This window comes from Streptomyces sp. CLV115 (genome assembly GCF_038448545.1).
Classification (GTDB): domain Bacteria; phylum Actinomycetota; class Actinomycetes; order Streptomycetales; family Streptomycetaceae; genus Streptomyces; species Streptomyces sanglieri.
Window position 1 is genome coordinate 1 of record NZ_JBCEWQ010000119.1, and the last position, 20,673, is coordinate 20,673.

At 72.3% G+C, this 20,673-nt stretch carries 14 protein-coding genes; 6 read left to right on the top strand and 8 right to left on the bottom strand.

The genetic code is table 11. From position 1 onward, the window contains the following. The first annotated feature begins 440 nt into the window (after nt 1-440). Together AADR41_RS30605 and ptsP are read left to right on the top strand one after the other, a co-directional pair. A complete protein-coding gene (locus AADR41_RS30605) occupies nt 441-890 on the top strand; it encodes a PTS sugar transporter subunit IIA (RefSeq protein ID WP_259933446.1) in 450 nt (149 codons plus the stop codon). Between the two features lie 76 nt (nt 891-966). Then, nucleotides 967-2,637, top strand: a complete 1,671-nt coding sequence (ptsP, locus tag AADR41_RS30610; protein WP_342284762.1) for a phosphoenolpyruvate--protein phosphotransferase — start codon at nt 967-969, stop codon at nt 2,635-2,637. A gap of 65 nt (nt 2,638-2,702) precedes the next feature. Here the strand turns inward: ptsP and AADR41_RS30615 are convergent, their stop codons facing one another. Then, entirely contained in the window at nt 2,703-3,638 is a 936-nt protein-coding gene (locus AADR41_RS30615; protein WP_342284764.1) for a hypothetical protein, read from the bottom strand. 77 nt (nt 3,639-3,715) lie between these two features. Then, on the bottom strand, nt 3,716-5,692 hold the full coding sequence (locus tag AADR41_RS30620) for an acetoacetate--CoA ligase (protein ID WP_342284766.1): 1,977 nt from the start codon (nt 5,690-5,692) through the stop codon (nt 3,716-3,718). Nucleotides 5,693-5,913: 221 nt separating this feature from the next. Here AADR41_RS30620 and AADR41_RS30625 point away from each other — a divergent pair, with 221 nt between their 5' ends. Continuing rightward, a complete protein-coding gene (locus AADR41_RS30625; RefSeq protein WP_342284767.1) occupies nt 5,914-8,175 on the top strand; it encodes a glycoside hydrolase family 31 protein in 2,262 nt (753 codons plus the stop codon). 155 nt (nt 8,176-8,330) lie between these two features. Here the strand turns inward: AADR41_RS30625 and AADR41_RS30630 are convergent, their stop codons facing one another. Next, nucleotides 8,331-8,864: an NUDIX domain-containing protein gene (locus AADR41_RS30630; RefSeq protein WP_342284768.1), complete on the bottom strand. Its 534-nt coding sequence runs from the start codon at nt 8,862-8,864 to the stop codon at nt 8,331-8,333. Nucleotides 8,865-8,921: 57 nt separating this feature from the next. Between AADR41_RS30630 and AADR41_RS30635 the strand changes: the two genes are divergently transcribed. Both AADR41_RS30635 and AADR41_RS30640 read left to right on the top strand, forming a co-directional pair. Continuing rightward, complete coding sequence (locus AADR41_RS30635; RefSeq protein ID WP_342284769.1) at nt 8,922-9,728, top strand: M15 family metallopeptidase; 807 nt, start codon at nt 8,922-8,924, stop codon at nt 9,726-9,728. A 118-nt stretch (nt 9,729-9,846) separates the two neighbouring features. Continuing rightward, nucleotides 9,847-10,209, top strand: a complete 363-nt coding sequence (locus AADR41_RS30640) for a DUF962 domain-containing protein (RefSeq protein ID WP_342284770.1) — start codon at nt 9,847-9,849, stop codon at nt 10,207-10,209. A 104-nt stretch (nt 10,210-10,313) separates the two neighbouring features. Here the strand turns inward: AADR41_RS30640 and AADR41_RS30645 are convergent, their stop codons facing one another. Genes AADR41_RS30645 through AADR41_RS30660 form a run of 4 tightly spaced genes read right to left on the bottom strand, consistent with a single transcriptional unit; the run spans nt 10,314 to nt 14,589 of the window. Then, nucleotides 10,314-10,919 (bottom strand): GTP-binding protein, encoded by a 606-nt coding sequence (locus tag AADR41_RS30645; protein ID WP_342284773.1) that lies wholly within the window; start codon nt 10,917-10,919, stop codon nt 10,314-10,316. Further along, entirely contained in the window at nt 10,900-11,322 is a 423-nt protein-coding gene (locus AADR41_RS30650) for a DUF742 domain-containing protein (RefSeq protein ID WP_342284775.1), read from the bottom strand. Before AADR41_RS30650 ends, AADR41_RS30645 begins: the two co-directional genes overlap by 20 nt. Nucleotides 11,323-11,329: 7 nt before the next feature. Continuing rightward, nucleotides 11,330-11,773 carry a roadblock/LC7 domain-containing protein gene (locus tag AADR41_RS30655; RefSeq protein WP_342284777.1) on the bottom strand — a complete coding sequence of 148 codons (444 nt, stop codon included), beginning with the start codon at nt 11,771-11,773 and terminating at the stop codon, nt 11,330-11,332. Then, nucleotides 11,770-14,589 carry a nitrate- and nitrite sensing domain-containing protein gene (locus AADR41_RS30660; protein ID WP_342284779.1) on the bottom strand — a complete coding sequence of 940 codons (2,820 nt, stop codon included), beginning with the start codon at nt 14,587-14,589 and terminating at the stop codon, nt 11,770-11,772. The genes AADR41_RS30655 and AADR41_RS30660 overlap by 4 nt, the downstream gene beginning before the upstream one ends. A gap of 477 nt (nt 14,590-15,066) precedes the next feature. Between AADR41_RS30660 and AADR41_RS30665 the strand changes: the two genes are divergently transcribed. Then, nucleotides 15,067-15,537, top strand: a complete 471-nt coding sequence (locus tag AADR41_RS30665) for a hypothetical protein (RefSeq protein ID WP_446751131.1) — start codon at nt 15,067-15,069, stop codon at nt 15,535-15,537. A gap of 258 nt (nt 15,538-15,795) precedes the next feature. On the opposite strand, the gene AADR41_RS30670 is transcribed toward AADR41_RS30665, so the two are convergent. After that, complete coding sequence (locus AADR41_RS30670; protein ID WP_342284781.1) at nt 15,796-20,637, bottom strand: hypothetical protein; 4,842 nt, start codon at nt 20,635-20,637, stop codon at nt 15,796-15,798. Between the last annotated feature and the right edge of the window lie 36 nt (nt 20,638-20,673).

Genomic DNA, 20,673 nt, shown 5'->3' on the forward strand with positions numbered 1-20,673 from the left:
TCCGGGCTTTTCCCTTCGGTCTTGCGTTTCCGACTCTATCAGACTCTTTCGTGTCCGATTCCCGGTCGAAGCGGGATCCTGCTTTTTCGCTTTCCAGTTCTTCGCTTTCGCGTTTCCCTTTCCGGCGAGTCCGACTCTATCAGCTCTTTTCGCTTTCCTTGACCAGCCCCTGCAGGCATGCAGGTGCCGAGGCCGGGTTAGAGTCAGGGCTTAAAAGTCGCCGCCGACCCCCGACTCAAAGTCGCGTTGGGGCCAGGCAGGAGTACGACAGTACAGGCCGCCGAGAGGCGAGGCAAATCCCTTCCGGTATGCCTCTAGGGCCGCGAACCGCCAGGACTCGGGCGGAACCGGGACTTCCTATGTCTTACGCTGCTGAGCAGCACGCCGTCGCCCGCAGGCTGTGACGGCGCCGATCAAGCTCCACCCCTGGGAGGTTCCCCATGACCACTGTGACGTCCCCTCTTGCCGGACGTGCCATCGGGCTCGCCGCGGTACCGGATCCGGTCTTCTCCGGCGCGATGGTGGGTCCTGGAACCGCCATCGATCCCGTGCGCGAGCCTTCCGAGGCGGTGTCGCCGGTCGACGGCATCATCGTCTCCCTCCACCCGCACGCCTTCGTCGTCGTGGACGGGTCCGGGCACGGGGTGCTCACGCACCTCGGCATCGACACCGTTCAGCTCAACGGCGAGGGATTCGAGCTGCTCGTGAACAAGGGGGACACGGTCACGCGTGGCCAGGGCATCGTGCGCTGGGACCCCGCAGCCGTCGAGGCGGCCGGCAAGTCGCCCGTGTGCCCGGTCGTCGCATTGGAAGCCACCGCCGAATCCCTCTCCGACGTCCGCGAGGACGGCGACGTGAAGGTCGGCGACACCTTGTTCGGCTGGCAGTGACGAGCCCGGCTCGATGACAGCCGACTGGATATCCACCGCGGAGGCACCGGCCGCCGCACGACCGGAGACGGGTGACATGGAGACAACGCTGCGAGGCGTCGGCGTGAGCCACGGGGTGGCGATCGGCGAGGTGCGTCATATGGGTACGGCGGTGCTCGAACCGCCGGCCAAGCAGATCCCCGCCGAGGAGGCCGAGCGCGAACAGGGGCGCGCCCGGCAGGCCGTGGAGGCCGTGGCGGCCGACCTGATCGCGCGCGGCAATCTGGCCGGTGGCGAGGCTCAGCACGTACTTGAGGCCCAGGCCATGATGGCCCAGGACCCGGAGCTGATGGCGGACGTGGAACGGCGTATCGCCGTCGGCAGCACCGCCGAGCGTGGTGTCTACGACGCGTTCGCCGCGTACCGGGCGCTGCTCGCCAACGCCGGGGAGTACCTGGCGGGGCGCGTCGCCGACCTCGATGACGTACGCAACAGGATCGTGGCCCGGCTGCTCGGGGTGCCGATGCCCGGTGTGCCGGACAGCGACGAGCCCTATGTACTGATCGCTCGGGACCTGGCGCCCGCCGACACCGCGCTGCTCGACCCGGCTCTGGTGCTCGGCTTCGTGACCGAGGAGGGCGGGCCCACCAGTCACAGCGCGATTCTCGCGCGGGCGCTCGGGGTGCCCGCCGTCGTGGCGCTCCCCGGTGCCGGTGAGCTGGCCGAGGGCACGGTCATCGCCGTGGACGGCAGCACCGGTGAGATCTTCGTCGAGCCGAGTGCCGAGAAGCGTGCGGAGATGGAGAGTGCCGCCGCCGCGCGCAAGGCCGCACTGTCTGCCACGTCGGGGCCGGGTGCGACCTCCGACGGTCACAAGGTCCCGCTGCTCGCCAACGTCGGCGGGCCCGGCGACGTACCGGCGGCGGTCGAGGCCGGTGCGGAGGGCGTTGGGCTGTTCCGTACCGAGTTCCTGTTCCTCGACGACAGCAAGCAGGCGCCGTCCGAGGAGAAGCAGGTCGCCGCGTACCGCGCGGTGCTGGAGGCGTTCCCCGAGGGGCGTGTCGTCGTACGGGTGCTGGATGCCGGGGCCGACAAGCCGCTGGACTTCCTGACTCCGGCGGACGAGCCGAACCCGGCGCTGGGTGTGCGCGGGCTGCGGAGTCTGCTGGACCACCCCGATGTGCTGCGTACCCAGTTGACCGCGCTGTCGAAGGCGGCCCAGGGACTGCCGGTCCACCTTGAGGTCATGGCGCCGATGGTGGCGGACCGTGCGGATGCCAAGGCCTTCGCCGATGCCTGCCGTGAGGCCGGTCTGCAGGCGAAGTTCGGTGCGATGGTGGAGATTCCGTCCGCCGCGCTGCGGGCGCGTTCGATCCTGCGGGAGGTGGAGTTCCTCTCGCTGGGGACCAACGACCTGGCGCAGTACACCTTTGCCGCCGACCGTCAGGTGGGAGCGGTGTCGCGGTTGCAGGACCCGTGGCAGCCGGCACTGCTCGATCTGGTCGCGCTGTCGGCGGAGGCCGCGAGGGCCGAGGGCAAGAGCTGTGGGGTCTGTGGTGAGGCCGCCTCCGATCCGCTGCTGGCCTGTGTCCTGACGGGGCTGGGTGTGACGTCGCTGTCGATGGGGGCCGCGTCCATTCCTTATGTCCGCGCCACGCTGGCGAAGTACACGCTCGCGCAGTGCGAGCGTGCCGCTTCCGCCGCTCGTGCGGCGGACTCCGCCGAGGAGGCGCGGGTCGCGGCTCAGGCGGTGCTGTCGGGCGAGTAGTCCCGCGGCGTAGTTGGGTGAAGGGGCTTCCCCGCCTGTGGTGGCGGGGAAGCCCCTTCGGCCTGTCAGTGGTGCGACTCCGGTTCGTCCGCGCCCAGGTCGAAGCCGGCGCAGTACTCCACGTTCGACTCCGGGGCGACCGGTTCGCCGGTGTCGGCGTCGGTGCAGTAGGCGCTGAAGACCTCACCGGCGCTGAGCGGGGCCAGGTCGCCGCGGGCCAGGCGCCAGCCGTGCACCCGGTCCTGGGCGCCGGGGCGGCTCGTCCGGAGCACGACTCCCCCGGGCCTTTCGAGGGCGATGCCCACGGCGAGCACCGTGACGAACTCCGCCCCCTCCTGCGTTTCGAGCCGGGCCGGCCCGGTGCTGTCCCTTGCGGTGTGCAGGACGGCGAGCAGGTTCTCGTTGTCGGTGGGAGTGCTGCAGACCAGGTGGTGGGTGCCCTGGCCGGCCGTCTCCAGCATGCGGAGCAGCAGGTGCGAGGCCCGGTCGAAGGCGGCCTGGCCGACGTCCTTGCCGCAGTCCGCGCATTCGCCGAGGCCGGCCAGGATCACCGTGGCGTACTCCCAGGTGGCCCGGCGGACGGCCCGGCTGACCAGGAGCGGGATCAGGGTGTCGATGGGTTGTCCGGCGTACGCGACGGTGGCGCCGGCCGAGGCGATCTCGGCAGTGAAGCGGCTGCGGCTGGCCGGGGCGTCGGGAGCGAGTCCCGATTCGGCGCAGTACTCCGCGTACTCCTCGGGGTCGAAGAGCGCGACCGTGGCGTGCACGCCCTGTGCGGAGAGGGACCTCAGCAGGACTTCGACCTGCTGGAGATAGACGGTGTGGTCGTCGAAGGTGAAGGTGCGGTAGCGCCGCATCGCCGCGAAGTCCTGCTCGTCGGCCAGCAGGCCGATGGTGCTGGGTGCTTCGCGGCGCAGCGTGCGTCGCATGGTTGTGCCGGACCGGCGGTACCCGCCGGGCCTGCCGTGCCTGCTGTCCCCGGTGTTCCTGATGTGCGCCATGACTCCCCCAAGTGCACTGTCGATCATTGCTCACTCAGAGTAATCAGAGGCACTGACAACGGGGCGCCCGGAGACGGTCAGTGACGCTTGCGGGCGAGGTCCTCGTAGAAGTGGAGGAGTTCGACGTTGTCGATCGAGCCGGGGTTGACCGCCTTGGTGAGGGCCGTGCCCTGCAGGATTCGTTTGACCGGGACTTCGATGCGCTTGCCGGTGAGGGTGTGCGGGATTCCGGGGACCTCGATGACCTCGTCCGGGACGTGGCGCGGGGAGAGGTTCTCCCGGATGGTCCGCTTGATGCTGTCGCGCAGCGCGTCGTCGAGCCGCGCACCGTCGGCGAGGTGGACGAAGAGCGGCATCCAGTAACCGCCGTCCGGCTCTTCGAGGCCGATGACGAGGGATTCACGGATCTCGGGGAGCCGTTCGACCGCCTCGTAGATGTCGGCGGAGCCCATCCTTACGCCCTGGCGGTTGAGGGTGGAGTCGGAGCGGCCGTGGATGACGACCGAGCCGTGTCCGGTGATGGTGATCCAGTCGCCGTGGCGCCAGACACCGGGGTACATGTCGAAGTAGCTGTCGCGGTACCTGCTGCCGTCGGGGTCGTTCCAGAACCGGATGGGCATGGAGGGCATGGGTGCGGTGACGACGAGCTCGCCGACCTCGTCGACGAGCGGCTCGCCCGCGGGGTCCCAGGAGCGGAGGTCGGTGCCGAGGCAGGCGGCCTGGAGTTCGCCGATGTGTACGGGGAGGGTGGGGACCGCGCCGGCGAAGCAGCTGCAGACGTCGGTGCCGCCACTGACGGAGGCGATCCACAGGTCGGCGTCGATCTCGTCGTGGAGCCAGCGGAAGCCGTCGGGCGGGAGCGGGGAGCCGGTGGTGGCGACGCACTGGACGCGCGAGAGATCGAGGTCGCGGCCGGGGTGGATACCGGCCTTGCGGCAGGCCATGACATAGGCGGCCGAGGTGCCGAAGAGGGTCGCTCCGGTCTGTTCGGCGACGCGCCACTGGGCGCTGACGTCGGGGTATCCGGGGCTTCCGTCGTACAGCACGAGGGTGGTTCCGGTGAGGAGGCCGGAGACGAGGAAGTTCCACATCATCCAGCCGGTGGAGGTGTACCAGAAGAAGCGGTCCTCGGGGCCGAGGTCGCAGTGCAGGCCGACCTGCTTGAAGTGTTCCAGCAGGATGCCGCCCTGGGACTGGACGATCGCCTTGGGGAGCCCGGTGGTGCCGGAGGAGTAGAGCACCCAGAGCGGGTGGTCGAAGGGGACCTGTTCGAAGACCGGCTCGGTGTCGGCGGACGTGAGGGCGGACCATTCGAGGGCGCCCTCGGGGGCCTCGGTGCCCAGCAGCGGGATGTGGACGACGGCGCGCAGGGTGGGGAGTTCGCGGCGCAGTTCGGCGACGGTGTCGGCGCGGTGGTGTTCCTTGCCGCCGTAGCGGTAGCCGTCGACCGCGAAGAGGACCACGGGTTCGACCTGCTGGAAGCGGTCGAGGACGCTGCGGGCGCCGAAGTCCGGGGCGCAGGACGTCCAGACGCCTCCGACGGCGGCGGTGGCGAGGAGGGCGACGACAGCCTCGGGAATGTTGGGGAGGTAGCCGCTGATCCGGTCGCCGGGGGTGACGCCGAGGGCGCGGAGTTCGGCGGCGAGCGAGCCGACCCGGCGGCGGAGCTCGGACCAGGAGACGGGGATCTGGGTGTGGGTCTCGTCGACGTGGAGCAGGGCGGGGGCGTCCGCGCGCAGGGGGTCCTCGGCGGTGCGCAGCGCGTGCTCGGCGTAGTTGAGGGTGGCGCCGGGGAACCACTGGGCGCCGGGCATGGTGCGGTCGGCGATGACGGTCTCGTACGGGGTGGAGAACCGTACGTCGAACCAGTCGGCGACGGCCTGCCAGAAGGTGTCGAGTTCATCGACGGACCACTGGTGCAGCGCCGGGTAGCCTCCCTCGGCCGGGGCTCCGTAGCGCTGGGCCGCCCAGCTCTGGAAGCGGGTGACGGCGGCGGCCGCGATGCGGTCGGGGCCGGGCTGCCAGAGGGGGGCTTCGTTGGCTGCTGCGGTCATGGGGCGGCTCCCTGGCTGTACGGGTACGCGGGATGGGCGTGGGTCCGCGCACACGTGCTGGGGTGTGCGCGTGAGACGGCTTTTACGGACGATGCCATGTGATCGTCTTTCGCACCAGGGTTCCCCACCCATGCCCGTGTGTCCGGACATGTGGTCCGGCCACGGTGAACGGAAGTTGAACGGGGCCCTCGTCCGCCTCGCCGGATGGCAGGCTGAGCTGCATGGACGGTCGTGACCTGGTGCGCTCGGTGAAGTTGGTCGGTTCGGTGCGGGGACTGCGCTCGGTGCGCTCGTCCTGGCGGCGCCGCGGTGCGGACGCGCGGGCGCTGCCCCGGCGTGGTGCGGAGCGGGCGCGGGTGCCCGGTCTCGTGGTGGGGGCGGAGCCGTTGCCGTCGTACGCGCTGCCCGGTGCGGCGCCCGAGCCGGATCCGCGGGCCGTGCTGGAGCCGGACAAGGACGGTGGCTGGCAGGTGGTGTCGGAGCGGCTGACCGTCGCGGTGTCGCGGCACGGGGCCGTGGAGCTGCGTACTCCGGGCGGGGCGGTGCTCCGGCGCGAGCTGCCGCCGCGCTGGTGGGAGCCGGTGGCGGGGGGTGGTGCCCGGTGGGTGCAGCGTTCCGAGGTTCCGGCGGACGCGCGGTTCTTCGGGCTCGGAGGCCGGGCCTCGGGGCCGCGGCTGCGGGACGGTGTGTACGGCTTGTGGAACACCGATCCGGGAGGGCGTTTCGGTCCGGGTGACGATCCGCTGTATCTGACGATGCCGGTGCAGCTCGTGGTCTGTGACGCGGGGGCTCATCTGGTGTTCCACGACAACACCTGGTCGGGGCGGGTGACGTTGCGCGAGGGCGAGGAGGGGGCGGGTTCGCGTCATGACCGGCCCGGGATGTGCGAGGTACGGATGGACGGGGGGCCGTTGCGCTGCTGGGTGGTGGCGGGCAGGCCGGCCCGGGTGCTGCAGGGCTGGACGGCTCTGACGGGTGCTCCGGCGGTTCCGCCGTCCTGGGCACTGGGTCCGCAGCACGCCCGGTGGGGGTTCGGGAGCGAGCGGGAGGTGCGGCGGGTCGTCGCCGGGTACCGGGAGCGCGGGCTGCCGTTGTCCGTACTGCATCTGGACATCGACCACTACGACGAGCACCGGGTGTTCACGGTCGACCGGGAGCGCTTCCCCGATCTGCCGGGCCTGGCGAAGGAGTTGCGGGAGGACGGTGTGCGGCTGGTGTCGATCGTCGATCCCGCGGTCGCGGTGGAGCCGGGGGACGCGGTGTTCGACGCGGGGACGGCGGTCGGGGAACGCGGCGCTTTCGTCCGGGACGCGCGGGGGCGGCTGGTGCGCGGGGAGGTGTGGCCGGGCGAGTGTGTGTTCCCGGACTTCACCGATCCGCGGGTGCGGGAGTGGTGGGGCGGTCTGTACGAGGAGCGGCTGGCGCAGGGGTTCTCGGGTGTGTGGCACGACATGAACGAGCCGGTGTCGTTCGCGGCGTTCGGTGATCCGTCGCTGCCGAGGTCGGCGCGCCACTGTCTGGAGGGCCGCGGCGGTGATCACCGCGAGGCCCACAACGTCTACGCGCTGGCGATGGCGCGGGCCGGGTACGAAGGGCTGTGCCGGCTGCGCCCCGAGGAGCGTCCGTTCCTGTTCTCGCGTTCCGGCTGGGCGGGGATGCAGCGTTACGGGGGCACCTGGTCCGGTGATGTGGAGACCGGCTGGCCGGGGCTGCGGGCCTCGTTGGCACTGGTGCTGGGGCTGGGGCTGTGCGGGGTGCCGTACTCGGGGCCCGATGTGGGCGGGTTCGACGGGTCGCCGTCGCCGGAGCTGTACCTGCGGTGGTTCCAGCTGGGTGCGTATCTGCCGTTGTTCCGTACCCATGCGGCGATCGACGCGGGGCGGCGGGAGCCGTGGGAGTTCGGGCCGCGGGTGCTGGAGCACGCGCGGGCGGTGCTGGCGGAGCGGGAGCGGCTGCACCCGTACTTCGTGACGCTGTCGCGGCTGGCCGGGCTGACCGGCGCCCCGTACGTGCGGCCGCTGTGGTGGCGTGCGCCCGGGGACCGGGCGCTGCGGGAGTGCGAGGACGCGTTCCTGCTGGGCGACGCGCTGCTGGTGGCTCCGGTGCTGGAGCCCGGTGCGGATCGCCGGGCGGTGCGGCTGCCCCGGGGGCGTTGGTACGACACGGTGACCGGTGAGGTGTACGAGGGGCCGGGTCAGGTGTTGCTCGATGCGCCGCTGTCGCGGGTGCCGGTGCTGGCGCGGGCGGGTTCGGTGCTGCCGGTGCGGGGTGCGGACGGTGGTGTGGAGCTGGAGGTGTGGGCTCCGGCGGCGGGGCGCAGCGGGAGCGGGCTGGTGGTTCTGGACGCCGGGGACGGCTGGGAGCGGGCGGAAGTAGAGCGGTACACGTCGCGGCTGGTGGACGGGCGGGTGGTGGTCGAACGGGAGGGCCGGGAGGATGAGGAGGGGGCGGTGGCGTATCCGGTGCGGGTGCGTGGTCTGTAGCCGGTTCGAGTGTGCGGCGGTGCGTTGGGCCGGTCAGCGGTGAGTGGCGGAGCCGCCGGGCCGGTTGGCAGCGAGTGGCGGAGCCGTCCGGCCGGTTCGAGTGTGCGGCAGAGCGGCGGGCCGGTCGGCAGTGGGTGACAGGGCCGCCGGGCCGGTCAGCGGTAGCCGCCGTCGAACCAGGTGCGGACGGCGTGGGTGTGCAGGGGGAAGGCCAGCTCGGTGGGTGTGCGGAGCAGCCGGAAGCCGGCCGTCTCGTCGGTGGGCCGGGAGGGCGGGAGCGCGGTCGCCGGGCGTTCCGGGAGGAGGCCGAAGAGGAGCAGGTGGCCGTCCGGGGCGCTGAGGGCGTCGGCGAGGCGGACGTCCCGTTCGTCGGCCGCGATGCCGGTCTCCTCGCCCAGTTCCCGTACGACGGCGTGTTTCCAGTCCTCGTCGTGGTCGATGTGGCCGCCGGGTAGGGCCAGGCCGCCCGGGTGGGGCGGGACGGTGCGGGTGATCACCACGAGGCCGGTGCCGTCCCGGTCGGTGACGGGAAGGAGGGCCACGGCGACCGGCAGTGGATTGCGGTAGGCGGTGCTGCCGCAGGCCGTGCAGGTGCGGGGCCAGGTGACGGTTGTGGTCCAGGGCGCTCCGCAGCTGCCGCAGTGCGAGTCCTCGGCCGGTTTCTCGGGGTTGCTCCTGGGTGCGGACACGCGCGGACTGTACCGGATCCTCCGGCGGACTTCCCCGTACTGCTGGATTATGTGCTCATGACAGGTCTTGCTTCCGCTTTCCGTGTCCTGGCGGCCGCTGCCGCCGCCCTGCTAGCCGTCACCGCCACCGCCCCGGCCGCCGGTGCGAGGACCGGACCGAAGGCGCCCGACGAGTTCGTGGCGCTGAGTTCGGTGGATCCGACGATCATCCAGGAGATGCGCTACCCCACCGCCCACAACTTCATGGGCGTCCCGGTCGACGGCTACCGCGATCCGCTCTGCATCCTGACCCGGCCCGCGGCCCGGGCGCTGCACCACGCGCAGACCCGGCTGCTGCGCCGGGGCTACTCGCTGAAGGTGTACGACTGCTACCGGCCGCAGCGGGCCGTGGACCACTTCGTACGCTGGGCGAAGGACCTCGACGACGAGACCATGAAGGGCGAGTTCTACCCCCGGGTCGACAAGACGCGGCTGTTCGCGGACGGGTACATCGCGGAGAAGTCCGGGCACAGCCGCGGCAGCACGGTCGATCTGACGCTGGTGAGGCTGCCGGCCGCGCCGACTCCGCCGTACCGGCCGGGTGACCCGCAGGTGCCCTGCTACGCGTCCGCGGCCGAGCGGTTCCCGGACAACTCCGTGGACATGGGAACCGGTTTCGACTGCTTCGACACGCTCTCCCACACCGACGACCCTCGCATCCGGGGCGAGCAGCGCACCCATCGGCAATTCCTGAAGAAGACGCTCACGGGCGTCGGTTTCGTGAATCTGGCCGAGGAATGGTGGCACTACACCTTCAAGCCCGAACTGTTCCCGGACACCTATTTCGACTTCCCGGTGGCCCGGAGCTCCGTCGCGGGCCACTGACGCCGGCGCGGGAAAGCGGACGGCCGGGACCACCCCCGTGGGCCCCGGCCGTCCGCTTCTACTTCTCCGACGCGGATCAGCCGTTTCCGGTTGCGGTCCGAGCCACTACGGTGCCCGTATGTCACAGCAGAAGTTCGATTCTTACGAGGAGTTCTGGCCCTACTACGTGGCGATGCACTCCAGGGCCGCCACCCGGTGGGTGCATCTGACCGGCACCCTGACCGGGCTCGCGGTCAGCGCCTACGGTCTGGCACGGGGGCGCAAGCGGTACCTGGCAGCATTGCCGCTGATCGGATACTCGACCGCCTGGCCCGCGCATTTCCTGATCGAGAAGAACAATCCGGCCACCTTCGGGCATCCCGCCTGGTCGCTCCGCGGCGACGTGCAGATGATCCGGATGATGCTGGCGGGGCGCGACCGGGAGCTGGCCACGATCGCCGCCGAGTGGCTCGCCGAGAACGGGTGCTGCCAGGAGTGTTGACGGTCCGTCGCAGCGGGAGAGGACTCACCGCCCGGTGAGACGACGACGCGTGGCCCGTACCCCGGTCGGCGGGGGTACGGGCCGTGTCGTGCGCGGCACCGCCGTTACGTGACGACGGGCTCGCGAACGCTTTCCGCACGGGCCACGGCATGCTCGACGACGTTCACCAGTACGTCCCGTACCGAGCCGCGGTCGCGCGCGTCGCACATGAGCACGGGAACCTCCGGGTCGAGGTCCAGCGCCGCCTGCACCGTCTCGACGGGGAACTCGTCGGCCCCCTCGAAGCAGTTGACGGCGACGGTGAACGGAATGGCCCGGCGTTCGAAGTAGTCGACCGCCGCGAAGCAGTCCTCCAGCCGCCGGGTGTCCGCGAGCACGACGGCGCCGAGCGAGCCCTGTGCCAGCTCGTCCCACAGGAACCAGAAGCGGTCCTGCCCCGGGGTGCCGAAGAGGTAGAGCACCAGGTCCTCGCGCAGGGTGATCCGGCCGAAGTCCATGGCCACCGTGGTGGTGGTCTTCGCCTCCACGCCCGCCAGGTCGTCCACCGGACGGCCCGCCTCGCTGAGCCGTTCCTCCGTGCGCAGCGGTCTGATCTCGCTGACCGCGCCCACCAGGGTCGTCTTGCCCACTCCGAATCCGCCCGCCACCAGGATTTTCAGGGTAACGGGCTCAACGGGCCGCTTCCTGCGGCTAGAGCGCCCGAAGGCCATTGATCACCTCGCGAAGAATGTTCACGTCCGGCAGCTCGGCCGGCGGAACGGGACGGGTTACGTGTACCAGTTCGTCCTCGACGAGGTCGCCGACCAGGACCCGGACCACCCCGACGGGGAGGTCCAGGCCGGCCGAGAGCTCGGCGATCGACTGGGGCATGCCACTGCAGAGTTCGACGATCTCCACGTGTTCCGGGGAGAGCGTCTGGTCCCGGCCGGGGTCGTCGGCCTCGGGTTCGGGGACGACGATCGCGATCAGGTCGAGACGATGGCGGGAGGCGCTGCTGGTTCGGCCCCGGGTCATCGCGTACGGACGGACCACCGGTCCCGCATCGGCGTCGTACCAGCGCGAGGCCTGCGGGTCGGTGGGCGTTGCCGGAGATCTGGAGGAGTCAGCGCTCACCGTCCACTCACCCCCCGGCGGACATACCGGTCGTCCGGGGTGCGTTGGCCAGGTGGGCGCCGACGCGCTTGACCATCAGCGTCATCTCGTACGCGACCTGGCCGACGTCCGAGTCGGCGTCGGCCAGCACCGCGAGACAGCTGCCGTCACCGGCCGCCGTGACGAAGAGGAACGCCTCGTCGAGTTCGACGACGGTCTGGCGGACCCGGCCCGCTTCGAAGTGCCGCCCGATGCCCTTGGCCAGGCTGTGGAATCCGGAGGCCACGGCCGCCAGATGTTCGCTGTCCTCGCGGGTCAGGTCCTTCGACGTGCCGGTGGCGAGGCCGTCACTTGAGAGCACCAGCGCCTTGTGGATGCTGGCGACACGTTCGACGAGTTCGTCGAGGAGCCAGTTGAGCTGGCCGGAGCCCTGGCGTGCGGCGTTGGTTGCTGCGACGTTCGGTGCGGTCATCGACCGTCCCCTCCCGGAGTGGTTCCTTGTGCTGTTTCACCGGGGCCGGTCAGGTCCTCGGCGTTCTGCCGACGGCCGCGCTGCCAGCCGCGTTGGAGCGAAGCCATGCGGCTGCGCACCTCTTCCGCATCACGTTCGAAGTCCTGGTCCGGTTCCGTACGGGCCGGTTCGGGATCGCGGACGGCCGAGTCCTCGCGCAGTTGCGGAGCGAGGCTGGCCTGCCGGATGCGGCGGGGCAGACCTCCGATGGTCTCCCGGGGGCCCGGGGCCCCGGATGGGGCGGGCTGCTCGGGTGTGGCGGGCTCGGTGGGTCTCCGGAAGCCGGTGGGCTGCCGGGGTTCGGTGGGCATGGAGCCGGTGTCGGACCCCTCCGGGCCCTGCGGGGCGTCCCGCCCGGCGGCCGTGGGGTGAGTGCGGCCCGCTTCGTCGACCCGGCGGCCGTTGTCGGTGACCAGGGTCGGCGGTTTGCGGCGGGGCAGCGGCACCGGACCGCCCGGGCGCATCGGCCGTACGCCGGCCTGCGCGTCCGCGCCCTGGTCCGTCGCCTGCTGGTGCTGTTCGCGGTCGGCGTCGCGCCGGAGGTCACGGGAGCGGAAGATGCCGCCGCGTTCGCTCTCGGTGTCGTCGAGGTCGGAGGCACCGCCCAGCAGGGGTTCGAGCAGCGGGTCGAGCACGGCGTCGCCCTCGAAGGCCAATGCTTCGACGGGCCCTTCAAGCTCTACGGGCCCGTCCAGGAGGGCCGGGTCGACCAGGCCGGTAGGAACAGGGGCGAGAACGGAGGGCCTGCCGCCCGCCCGGCGGTCCGCCGCGCCGTCCCTGCGGTCCTGGCCGCTGCCGGGGGCGTCGCCGGCCGCCCGGCCACCGCTGCCGATCGCCCGCTCGGCCCGGCGGTCGAGGCGGAACCCGGTGCCGTGGGTGTCCGGGGCGTCGGTGAGCAGTGCCGCCGGGATGAAGACGACGGCGGTCGTGCCACCGTACGGAGAGGTCTGCAGCGACACACGGACGTTCTGGCGCTGGGCGAGACGGCTGACCACGAACAGGCCGAGCCGGTCGGTGTCGGACAGCTCGAACTCAGGGGTCTCGGCGAGCCTGAGATTGGCGTCCAGGAGGACGTCGGGCGCCATGCCGAGGCCGCGGTCGTGGATTTCGAGGGTGAAGCCGTTGGCGACGCGTTCGCCGAGCACCTGGACCGCGGTGTGCGGGGGCGAGAACACGGTCGCGTTCTCCAGGAGTTCGGCGATCAGGTGGGTGAGGTCGGCGACGGCGGGGCCGCCCACCCCGATCCGGGCCAGTCGGCGGACCTCGATGCGTTCGTAGTCCTCGACCTCGGCGACCGCCGCCCGTACCACGTCCATCAGCTGGATCGGCTTGCGCCACTGGCGGGACGGAGCCGCACCGGAGAGGATCACCAGGCCCTCGGCATGGCGTCGCATGCGGGTGGTCAGGTGGTCGAGGCGGAAGAGGTCCGCGAGTTCGTCGGTGTTCTCGGTGCGGCGCTCCATGGTGTCCAGGAGCGTCAGCTGCCGGTGCAGCAGCACCTGGTTGCGGCGGGCGAGATTGACGAAGACCTCGGACACGCCGCGCCGCATGTCCGCCTGCTTGACGGCGGCCTCGACGGCCGCGCGTTGCAGGGTGTTGAGGGCCTGGCCGACCTGGCCGATCTCGTCCCGCTCGTACTGGAGGTGCGGGGCTTCCGTCTCGACGTCGACCTGTTCCCCGGCGGCGAGCCGGCGCATCACGCTCGGCAGCCGCACGCCGGAGACCTCGTGGGCGTCCTTGCGGAGCCGGGAGAGGTCCCGGATCAGTTCCCGGCCGATGCGTACGGATACGAACACCGAGGCGATCAGGGCGAGGAAGCCGAGGACGCCCGCGATGCCGGCCTTGATCAGGACGCTGTAGCCGGCGGGCTTGCCGCGGTCCTGGAAGCGGTTGTTCATCTCCGTGGAGTCGTTGGCCAGCCGTTCCAGTACCGGCGGGGCGGTCTCCTGCCAGCGCTCGGCGTCGACGACGCGCGGGTCCTGGGTGGGGCCGCCCTCGATGAGGGCCTTCTCCGTTGTCCGCAGCGGTTCGCTGTCCGGACTCGCCCAGTACCGCTCCACGCGCTGGCGCTCCGAGGCGGGAAGCGCGTCCACGTTGATCTCGTAGAGCAGCTTTCGATTGGCCACGAGATCGGATATCTCGCGCAGTTCGGCGGCGGTGAGCCGTCCGGCGATGAGCGACGAGGCGACCAGGGCGTCTTCGCGGGAGAGCATTTCGCGGGCTCGTGAGATGCCGACCAGTGCGCGGACCTGCTTGTCCATCGACACGTTCTCCATCGTGCGGAGTCCGGTCAGGAAGCGATAGCAGGGATCTATGAGGCGACCGTAGAACTCCATCGCCTTGGAGCGGTCGATGCTGCGCCGGTCGACCGATTCGCGGAGCGCGCCGAGGCCCTCGACCGTGCCGAGGATGGAATTCAGCTGGGTGTCGTCGTCGGAGCTCAGCGCGTCGCGGATGTCCTCCTGCCGGGCGCTGTCCTTGACACCGGCGAGGACCCGGTCGGTGGCGGCTCGCTGGCGCTGCAGGAGCGGAAGGGCGTTGGAGGCCCTGGGGTCGGCGAGGAAGACAAGGGTCTGGCGGCGCTCGTTCTGGATGGCCCGGACGGTGTCCTCCAGCGGATGACCGACCTTCTCCACCAGAGTGCCGGCGCTCAGCAGATGACCGGCCTCGCGCCCCGTCAGGAAAGTGGCGAATCCCCAGAGCGCGATGAGGGAGATGAGCGGCACCAGCAGCAACGCCACGATCTTCCTGCGGATGGACTTTCCGCGAAAGCGCATGGACTCCCCCAGCTCGACCCCGCGGGGGCGGGGGTCGTGTTCCGTCAATAAACGGCGCGAGCCTACTACTGACGGAGTAGCAACTCGAAGGGACGTCCGGACGATTTTCGGCCGCGCTGTCCGGTGTTGGTCATGGGTTGTCCTGGTATTCCTGGCAATGAAATTCGCGAAAGCGGCAGAAGAGACCTGGCAGGGCTTCATTCTGTTCGTTGGGGCAGTTGGCTGGAATCCTTCGCTTCACGACGGTTCGGGGGAATCTTCGCGGCCGTTCACTCGTCTCTCTGTACGGGGCAGGGGTGACACGGGGAGAGCCGGGGCCGGTGAGGCGGGATCATGGTGGTGGTTCGCGCTGCGCGATCCACGGGGTGGCGACGCGGGGCAGGGGTCGTGAGGCAGGACGGTCCGATCCGCCCGCGTAGAAACGGCGCATGCCGGGCAGCAACCCTGAAGTCGGACAGTGGTGGGGAGTTGAGAGCCTTGAAGACGGAACAGCGTCGGGGCGCGGTGCCGTCGGCACCGGCCGCGTCGGCCAACTCGGCGGTGGGCGGGGCGAAGATCCCGCGCCAGCAGCTGTGGGTGGAAGAGCCCGCGACACGGCGGAGGATGCCTGACCCGGTCCGCAGGTCCGCCGTGCGTGCCGTTCTCATCATGTCGCTGACGATCATCCAGGCGATGGTGGCGTTCCTGTGCACGCTGGCCGGGTCCTGGCTGGCCTTCCCGATGGTGCTGAGCAGTGTCGGCAGCACCGTGGTCGCGACCTGGTCGGTGCTGGACGTGTGGGTGACCCGGCAGGTCTGGAACCAGCGCAACGGCGTGGTTTCGGTGCCGAGCAGTTCGGCGCGGCAGTTGCGCCGTGAGCGCCGCAGGGCGCGCCGGGCGGCGCGGACCGCGCAGCGGGACGAGGCGCGGATACGCCGCCGGGGCGCGGAGAGCCTTTCGCGGGCCTGAGCCGCGGAACGCCTCACCCGGGCCTGGGCCGCCGTCGGGCCCGAGCGACCTCGGGCCTGAGCGCCGTGGGGCCTGAGCGCCGTGGGGCTCAGGCCGCCGTCGGCCCGAGCGCCGTCGGGCAGCAGGTGTGCTCGTCCTGCCGGCCCGTCCCGCGGCTCGCCCCCCGTTCTCGCGTCTTCCCTTCCCGACCGCGCATGTCCCCGCGGCGCGTGTTCGGGTATTGCCGCGCGTCCTTGCGCGTCCCGCGCTTGTCCGCGCCTATTCGTCGGCGGGGGCCGGGGCGGTGTCGGGAGATCCGGTGGCGCGGCCGGTGTCGGGAGACGCGGTGGCCCGCTTGAACATGCGGGTGGCGGTGATCTCGCCGTGCACCGTCTCGCCGTTCGGATCCTGCTGCGGCAGGCCGGGGCGCAGATGCTCCTCCACGCTGATGTACTTCAGTCCGGCACGCAGATCCGCGTCGTTGCGCAGCCGGATGACCAACGGGAACTCGGCGAGCGCCGTGGTGTCGAACAGTCCGGTCGTGTAGAGGAGTTGTACGCCCAGGGCGTCCGACACCGCGCGCTGGAGCTCCAGCAGATAGGTGGCGTTGGCACGGCCGATGGGGTTGTCGAGGAAGAGCGTGCCCGCGTGCCGGTGCTGGTGCCGGTCACGACCCCGGTCGTTGCTGCGCAGCGCCGCCATCGTGCAGTACAGCGCGATGGCGGCGGTGAGCAGCTGGCCGCCGGAGAAGACGTCGCCCATCTGCCCGACCGGAACACGCTCGGCGCGCAGCACCGCGTCCGGCTTGAGGATCTCCACGGCGATGCCCTTGGGCTCCAGCGCCGCCTGCACACCGCGCAGCAGCAGGGACATGCCGTCCCTGCGCAGGTCGGAGTTCTTCTTCAGCGCGGCGCGGGTCGCCTCGTCCACGACCTCTCCGAGCCGTTCGGTGAGGGTCGCCTGGTCGGGTTCCTCGAAGCGGATGCGGAGGAATTCCTGGCCCGACCACTCCCCCAGTCCTTCCGGGAGCTGGGAGAGCCGCTGGGCGGAGCGCAGGGTGGTGAGCGCGGACTCCACGAGGCCGCGGAGCCGGTCGACGATGGAGTCGCGGTTGCGCTCCAGCTGGGCCAGCTCGTCGGTGAGCACCCTCAGCCGGGGCGCGAAGGCCGCGGCCCACTTCTCGGCGTGCTCGGGCAGCGCGGCGGCGGGCAGCTCGCGGATCTGCTGACGGGCGGGGGTACGGACCTGTTCGTAACGCGTGGAGTTGGCGTGCCGGACGAGGACGTCGCTCGCCTCGCGTACCGCGCCCTCCGCGGCGGACAGGTCGGTGGCGCAGCCACGCAGTGAGCGGCGGGCCTCGGCGGCGGACTGCCGGGCCTCGTCGAGGCTGCCCGGATACGGCTCGGGAGCCTCGGTGTCGTCGTCCGCGCCGTGGTCCCGGAGCAGGTCGCGCAGAAGGGCCGCGGTCTCGTCGAAGCCGCCTGCCGAGTCCTCGGCGGTGCGGTGGGCGTGCAGCAGCTCGGCGTGGGCGGCGCGGGCGGTGTCCAGGGTGGCGGTGGCGGCGGCCAGTTCGGCCGTGGCGGTGCGCAGGAGGGTCTGGGCCCGGTCGGCGTCGGCGGGGACCAGCTCTTCGGGGAGCTCCGTGTGGTGGGGCTCCCCGTCGGCCGGGGCCAGGCGCTCGGCCTCGCCGCGGAGCCGGCCCAGCTGCTCGCTCGCCGTGGAGGCCCGGGTCTCCAGGAGCTGGACCAGGGACTCGGCGCGGGCGGCGGCCGCCTGCCGGGAGGGGCCGTCCGCGCCGTCGGTGCCTTCGAGGAGCTGGGCGGCTCGGGTGCGGACCTTGTTGGTGAGCCGGTCCAGTTCGGCGAGGGCGGCGCTCTCGTCGCTCTCGGCGCGGGCCTGCTCGGCGCGCAGGTCGGCGCCCACGCCGACCTTCTCGTACAGCTGGGACGCCGCCCGGTACGCCTCGCGCAGCGCGGGGAGCGCGGGGCGCGGACCGTCGTGCTCGGGCTCCGGGAGGTGCTCGGGGGCGCCGGCGATCTCCGCCCGTTCGGCACGCAGGGCACGGGCGGTGCGGCGGGCGTCGTCGGCGGCGCGCTGAGCGGCCCTGCGGTCCTCGTCGGCGGCGCGGGCGCGTTCCAGGCAGACGGTGGCACGGGCTTCGGACTCGGCCGCCTCGTCGACGAGTTCGCGGAGCCTCACCTGCCAGCCCGCGCGTTCGCGGAGCCGGTACGCGAGACCCGCGAGGGCGTCGGCGGCACGGCGGGCCCGCTGGGCGGCCTCCTGGCGCTCCTCACGGACGCGGGCGGTGTCCGCGGCGGCCTCGTCCGCCTCGGCGCGCACCGTACGGGCCTCGGCGAGCTCGGCCCCGGCGGTCTCCGCCGCCGTGCGGGCGGTACGCGCGGCCCCGGCCAGTTCGTCGAGCATTCCGGGCGGGCAGTCGGCCCGCCAGGAGCCGATGCGGGCGGCCAGCGAACGGTCGGCGGTGAGGCGGGCCGCGAGGGTGCGGATGTCCTCGTCGCGGGCGGCGGTCCGGCTCCTGAGCGCCTGGCGCTCCTCGTCGGCCGCGAGTTCGTCGTGCATCGCCGGGTTCGGCGGGACGAGGAACACGCCTTCCGTGCTCGCCGCCGAACCGGTGCCGGCGGCGGGGACGGGGGCGAGGAGCGCGGCGGCGGTGCCGACCGCGACCGCGGAGCGCGGCAGCAGAGCGGCGCCGCCGAGGACCTCGCGGGCGCGGGCGTGCGAGTCGGGGTCGGTGATGACCACGCCGTCGACGAGCTCGGGGCGGGCGGCGAGGACGGCCGCGTGGTCGGCGGGGTCGACGGCCTGGGCGAGGTAGCGCCAGCCGGGCAGCGCGGGGATGCCGTGCTCCCCGAGGTACTCGACGGTGGCGAGGACGTCGGGGCCGGGCGGCAGCAGTCCGCCGTCGCCGAGGGCGCCGAGGATGCGGGAGTCGTCGGCGGCCGCGGTGCGCAGTTCGAAGAGGCGGCGCTCCGCGGCGGCGATGGACCGGTCGAGCAGCTCGCGCAGTTCGTCGGCGCTGCGGTCGAGCTCCTGGGCGGTGAGCGGCTGTTCGGGGGTGGAGTCCTGTTCCGCCGTGACGGTGGGTGCGCCGTGGGCCGGCCGGACGCCCTCGCCCGCCCGGCCGCTCGACTCCGCGGCGAGCTGTCGGTCCGGGGTGGCCGGGCCGTTGCCGGTGTCGGTCCCGGTGTCTTCGGCGCCGTCCTGGTCCGCTTTGGCCGCGCCCCGGCGGGGGCGGGGCACGCCGGTGCCGGGGGCGGTGGGCAGGCCCAGCAGGTCGGCCAGCCGGTGGTCGGCGGCGATCGACTCGGCGGCCCTGAGCTCGGCCTCGTACGACTGGTCCGCGGCCTGTGCGGCGTCGGCGGCCCGCGCCGCCGCGAGTTCGGCACGGCTCTCGGCGGCCGCGGCCTCCCTGGCCACGTCGGCCGCCGAGCGGGCTGCCTCCCTGGCGGTGTCCCACGCGGCGACGGAGGACTGCTCCGCGTCGCTGGCGGCGAGGGCGGCGCGGGCCGGGTCGGCGTCCGGCGCGGTGTCGTCGAGCCAGCCGGCCCGTACCGCTTCCGCGGTCTCCTGCTCGACCTCGGCCAGGCGCTGGCGCAGGTGTCCGGCCTCGCTGCGGGCGCGCTGGGCCTCGGTGGCCGCGGTGGTGGCGTCCCGGTGGGCGGTCTCGCCCGCGCTCTGGAGGGTGTCGGAGCGCTCCTCCTCCTCGTTGGCGACGGTCTCGCCGGCCTCGGCGGCGGTGTGCAGTGCCTGTACGAGGTCGGCGGCGGCCCTGGCGCGGGCGGCGAGCGCGGGCGCGGCGTCCCGCTCGGCCTCGCGGATGGCGACGGCCACCCGTGCGGAGCGGTCGGCGGCGGCGCGGTGGCGCAGTACGGCCTCGGCGGCCTGCCAGGCGGAGTGCAGGGTGCGGGCGTCGACCAGTTCGCGGCGCTGGGCGGCGGCGCCCTTCTCCGCCGCGGTCAGGGCAAGCGAGGCGTGCCGGTAGGCCAGTTCGGCGGCGATCGACGCGCTGCGGCCGCGGGCCTGTTCGGCCGTGGTGACGGTGTGCGCGGCGCCCGTCACCTGCTGGGCGAGCTCGGCGGTCCGGCCGCGTTCCTCGCGGGCGCGGGCCGAGAGCCTGCGGGCGAGCGTACGGGTGCGGCGCTCGGCGCCCGCGTGGATGTCCCGGGTGCGGGAACGGGTGCCGGCGGCCTCCACGATCCTGCCGAGCAGGTCGACCGAGCCGGCGGTGAAGTCGCGCTCGGCGGTCAGTTCGGCGCGGCGGCCCAGCTTGTTGCCGAAGCCGCTCACCAGGTCGGCGAGGCCGTCGGTGTCGCGGGTGTCGGTGACGGCGCGGAGCAGCAGGTCGGTGAAGTCGGAGTCCTTCTTGACCGCGAAGAGGCCCGCGGCCTCGCCCTCGTCGGCGTTCATCTCGCGCTGGTAGCGGAAGAGTTCGGGGTCGAGCCCGAGGTCTCCGAGGTGTTCGTTCCAGCGGTCGTGGATCTCTTCCCAGTGCACATCGAGGTGCTGGTAGAACTTGCCCGCCTCGGTCAGGGCGTCGCGGAAGCCCTTCATGGTGCGCCGCCTGCCCTGCGCGCCGGACACGCCTTCGGCGGGGCGGCGTACGGAGGTGGCCTCGGCGACCGGCAGGGAGTCGAGGCCGAGGCCGGGGCCGGGCCGGAAGGAGTACCAGGCCTCGGCGAACTTCCGGGGGTCGTTGGAGACCTGCCGGCCGCGCCATTCGCTGACCTTGCCGACGACCACGCACTCGCCGGTGAGGGTGTGCTGCCACTCCAGGGCGACGTGCCCGCAGTCGTCGGCGAGCAGGAATTTGCGCAGCACGCCGGAGCTGGCGCCGCCGAGGGTGTTGCGGTGGCCGGGCAGCATCACCGAGAAGATCAGCTTCAGCAGCACCGACTTGCCGCCGCCGTTCTCCAGGAAGAGCACGCCGGCGGGGGCGGGGCGGCGCGGCGGACCGACCGGCTCCTCCTCGAAGAACTCCGCCTGGGCCGGTGCGGGGTCGGGCACGGGCTCGCCGACTCCGCGCAGGTCAAGCACGGTGTCGGCGTAGCGCGCACCGGCAGGCCCGATGGAGTAGAGGCGGACCCGGGACAGCTCGTACATGGCGGCGGACTCTCGTCGTTCAGGCAGCGGGGGGAG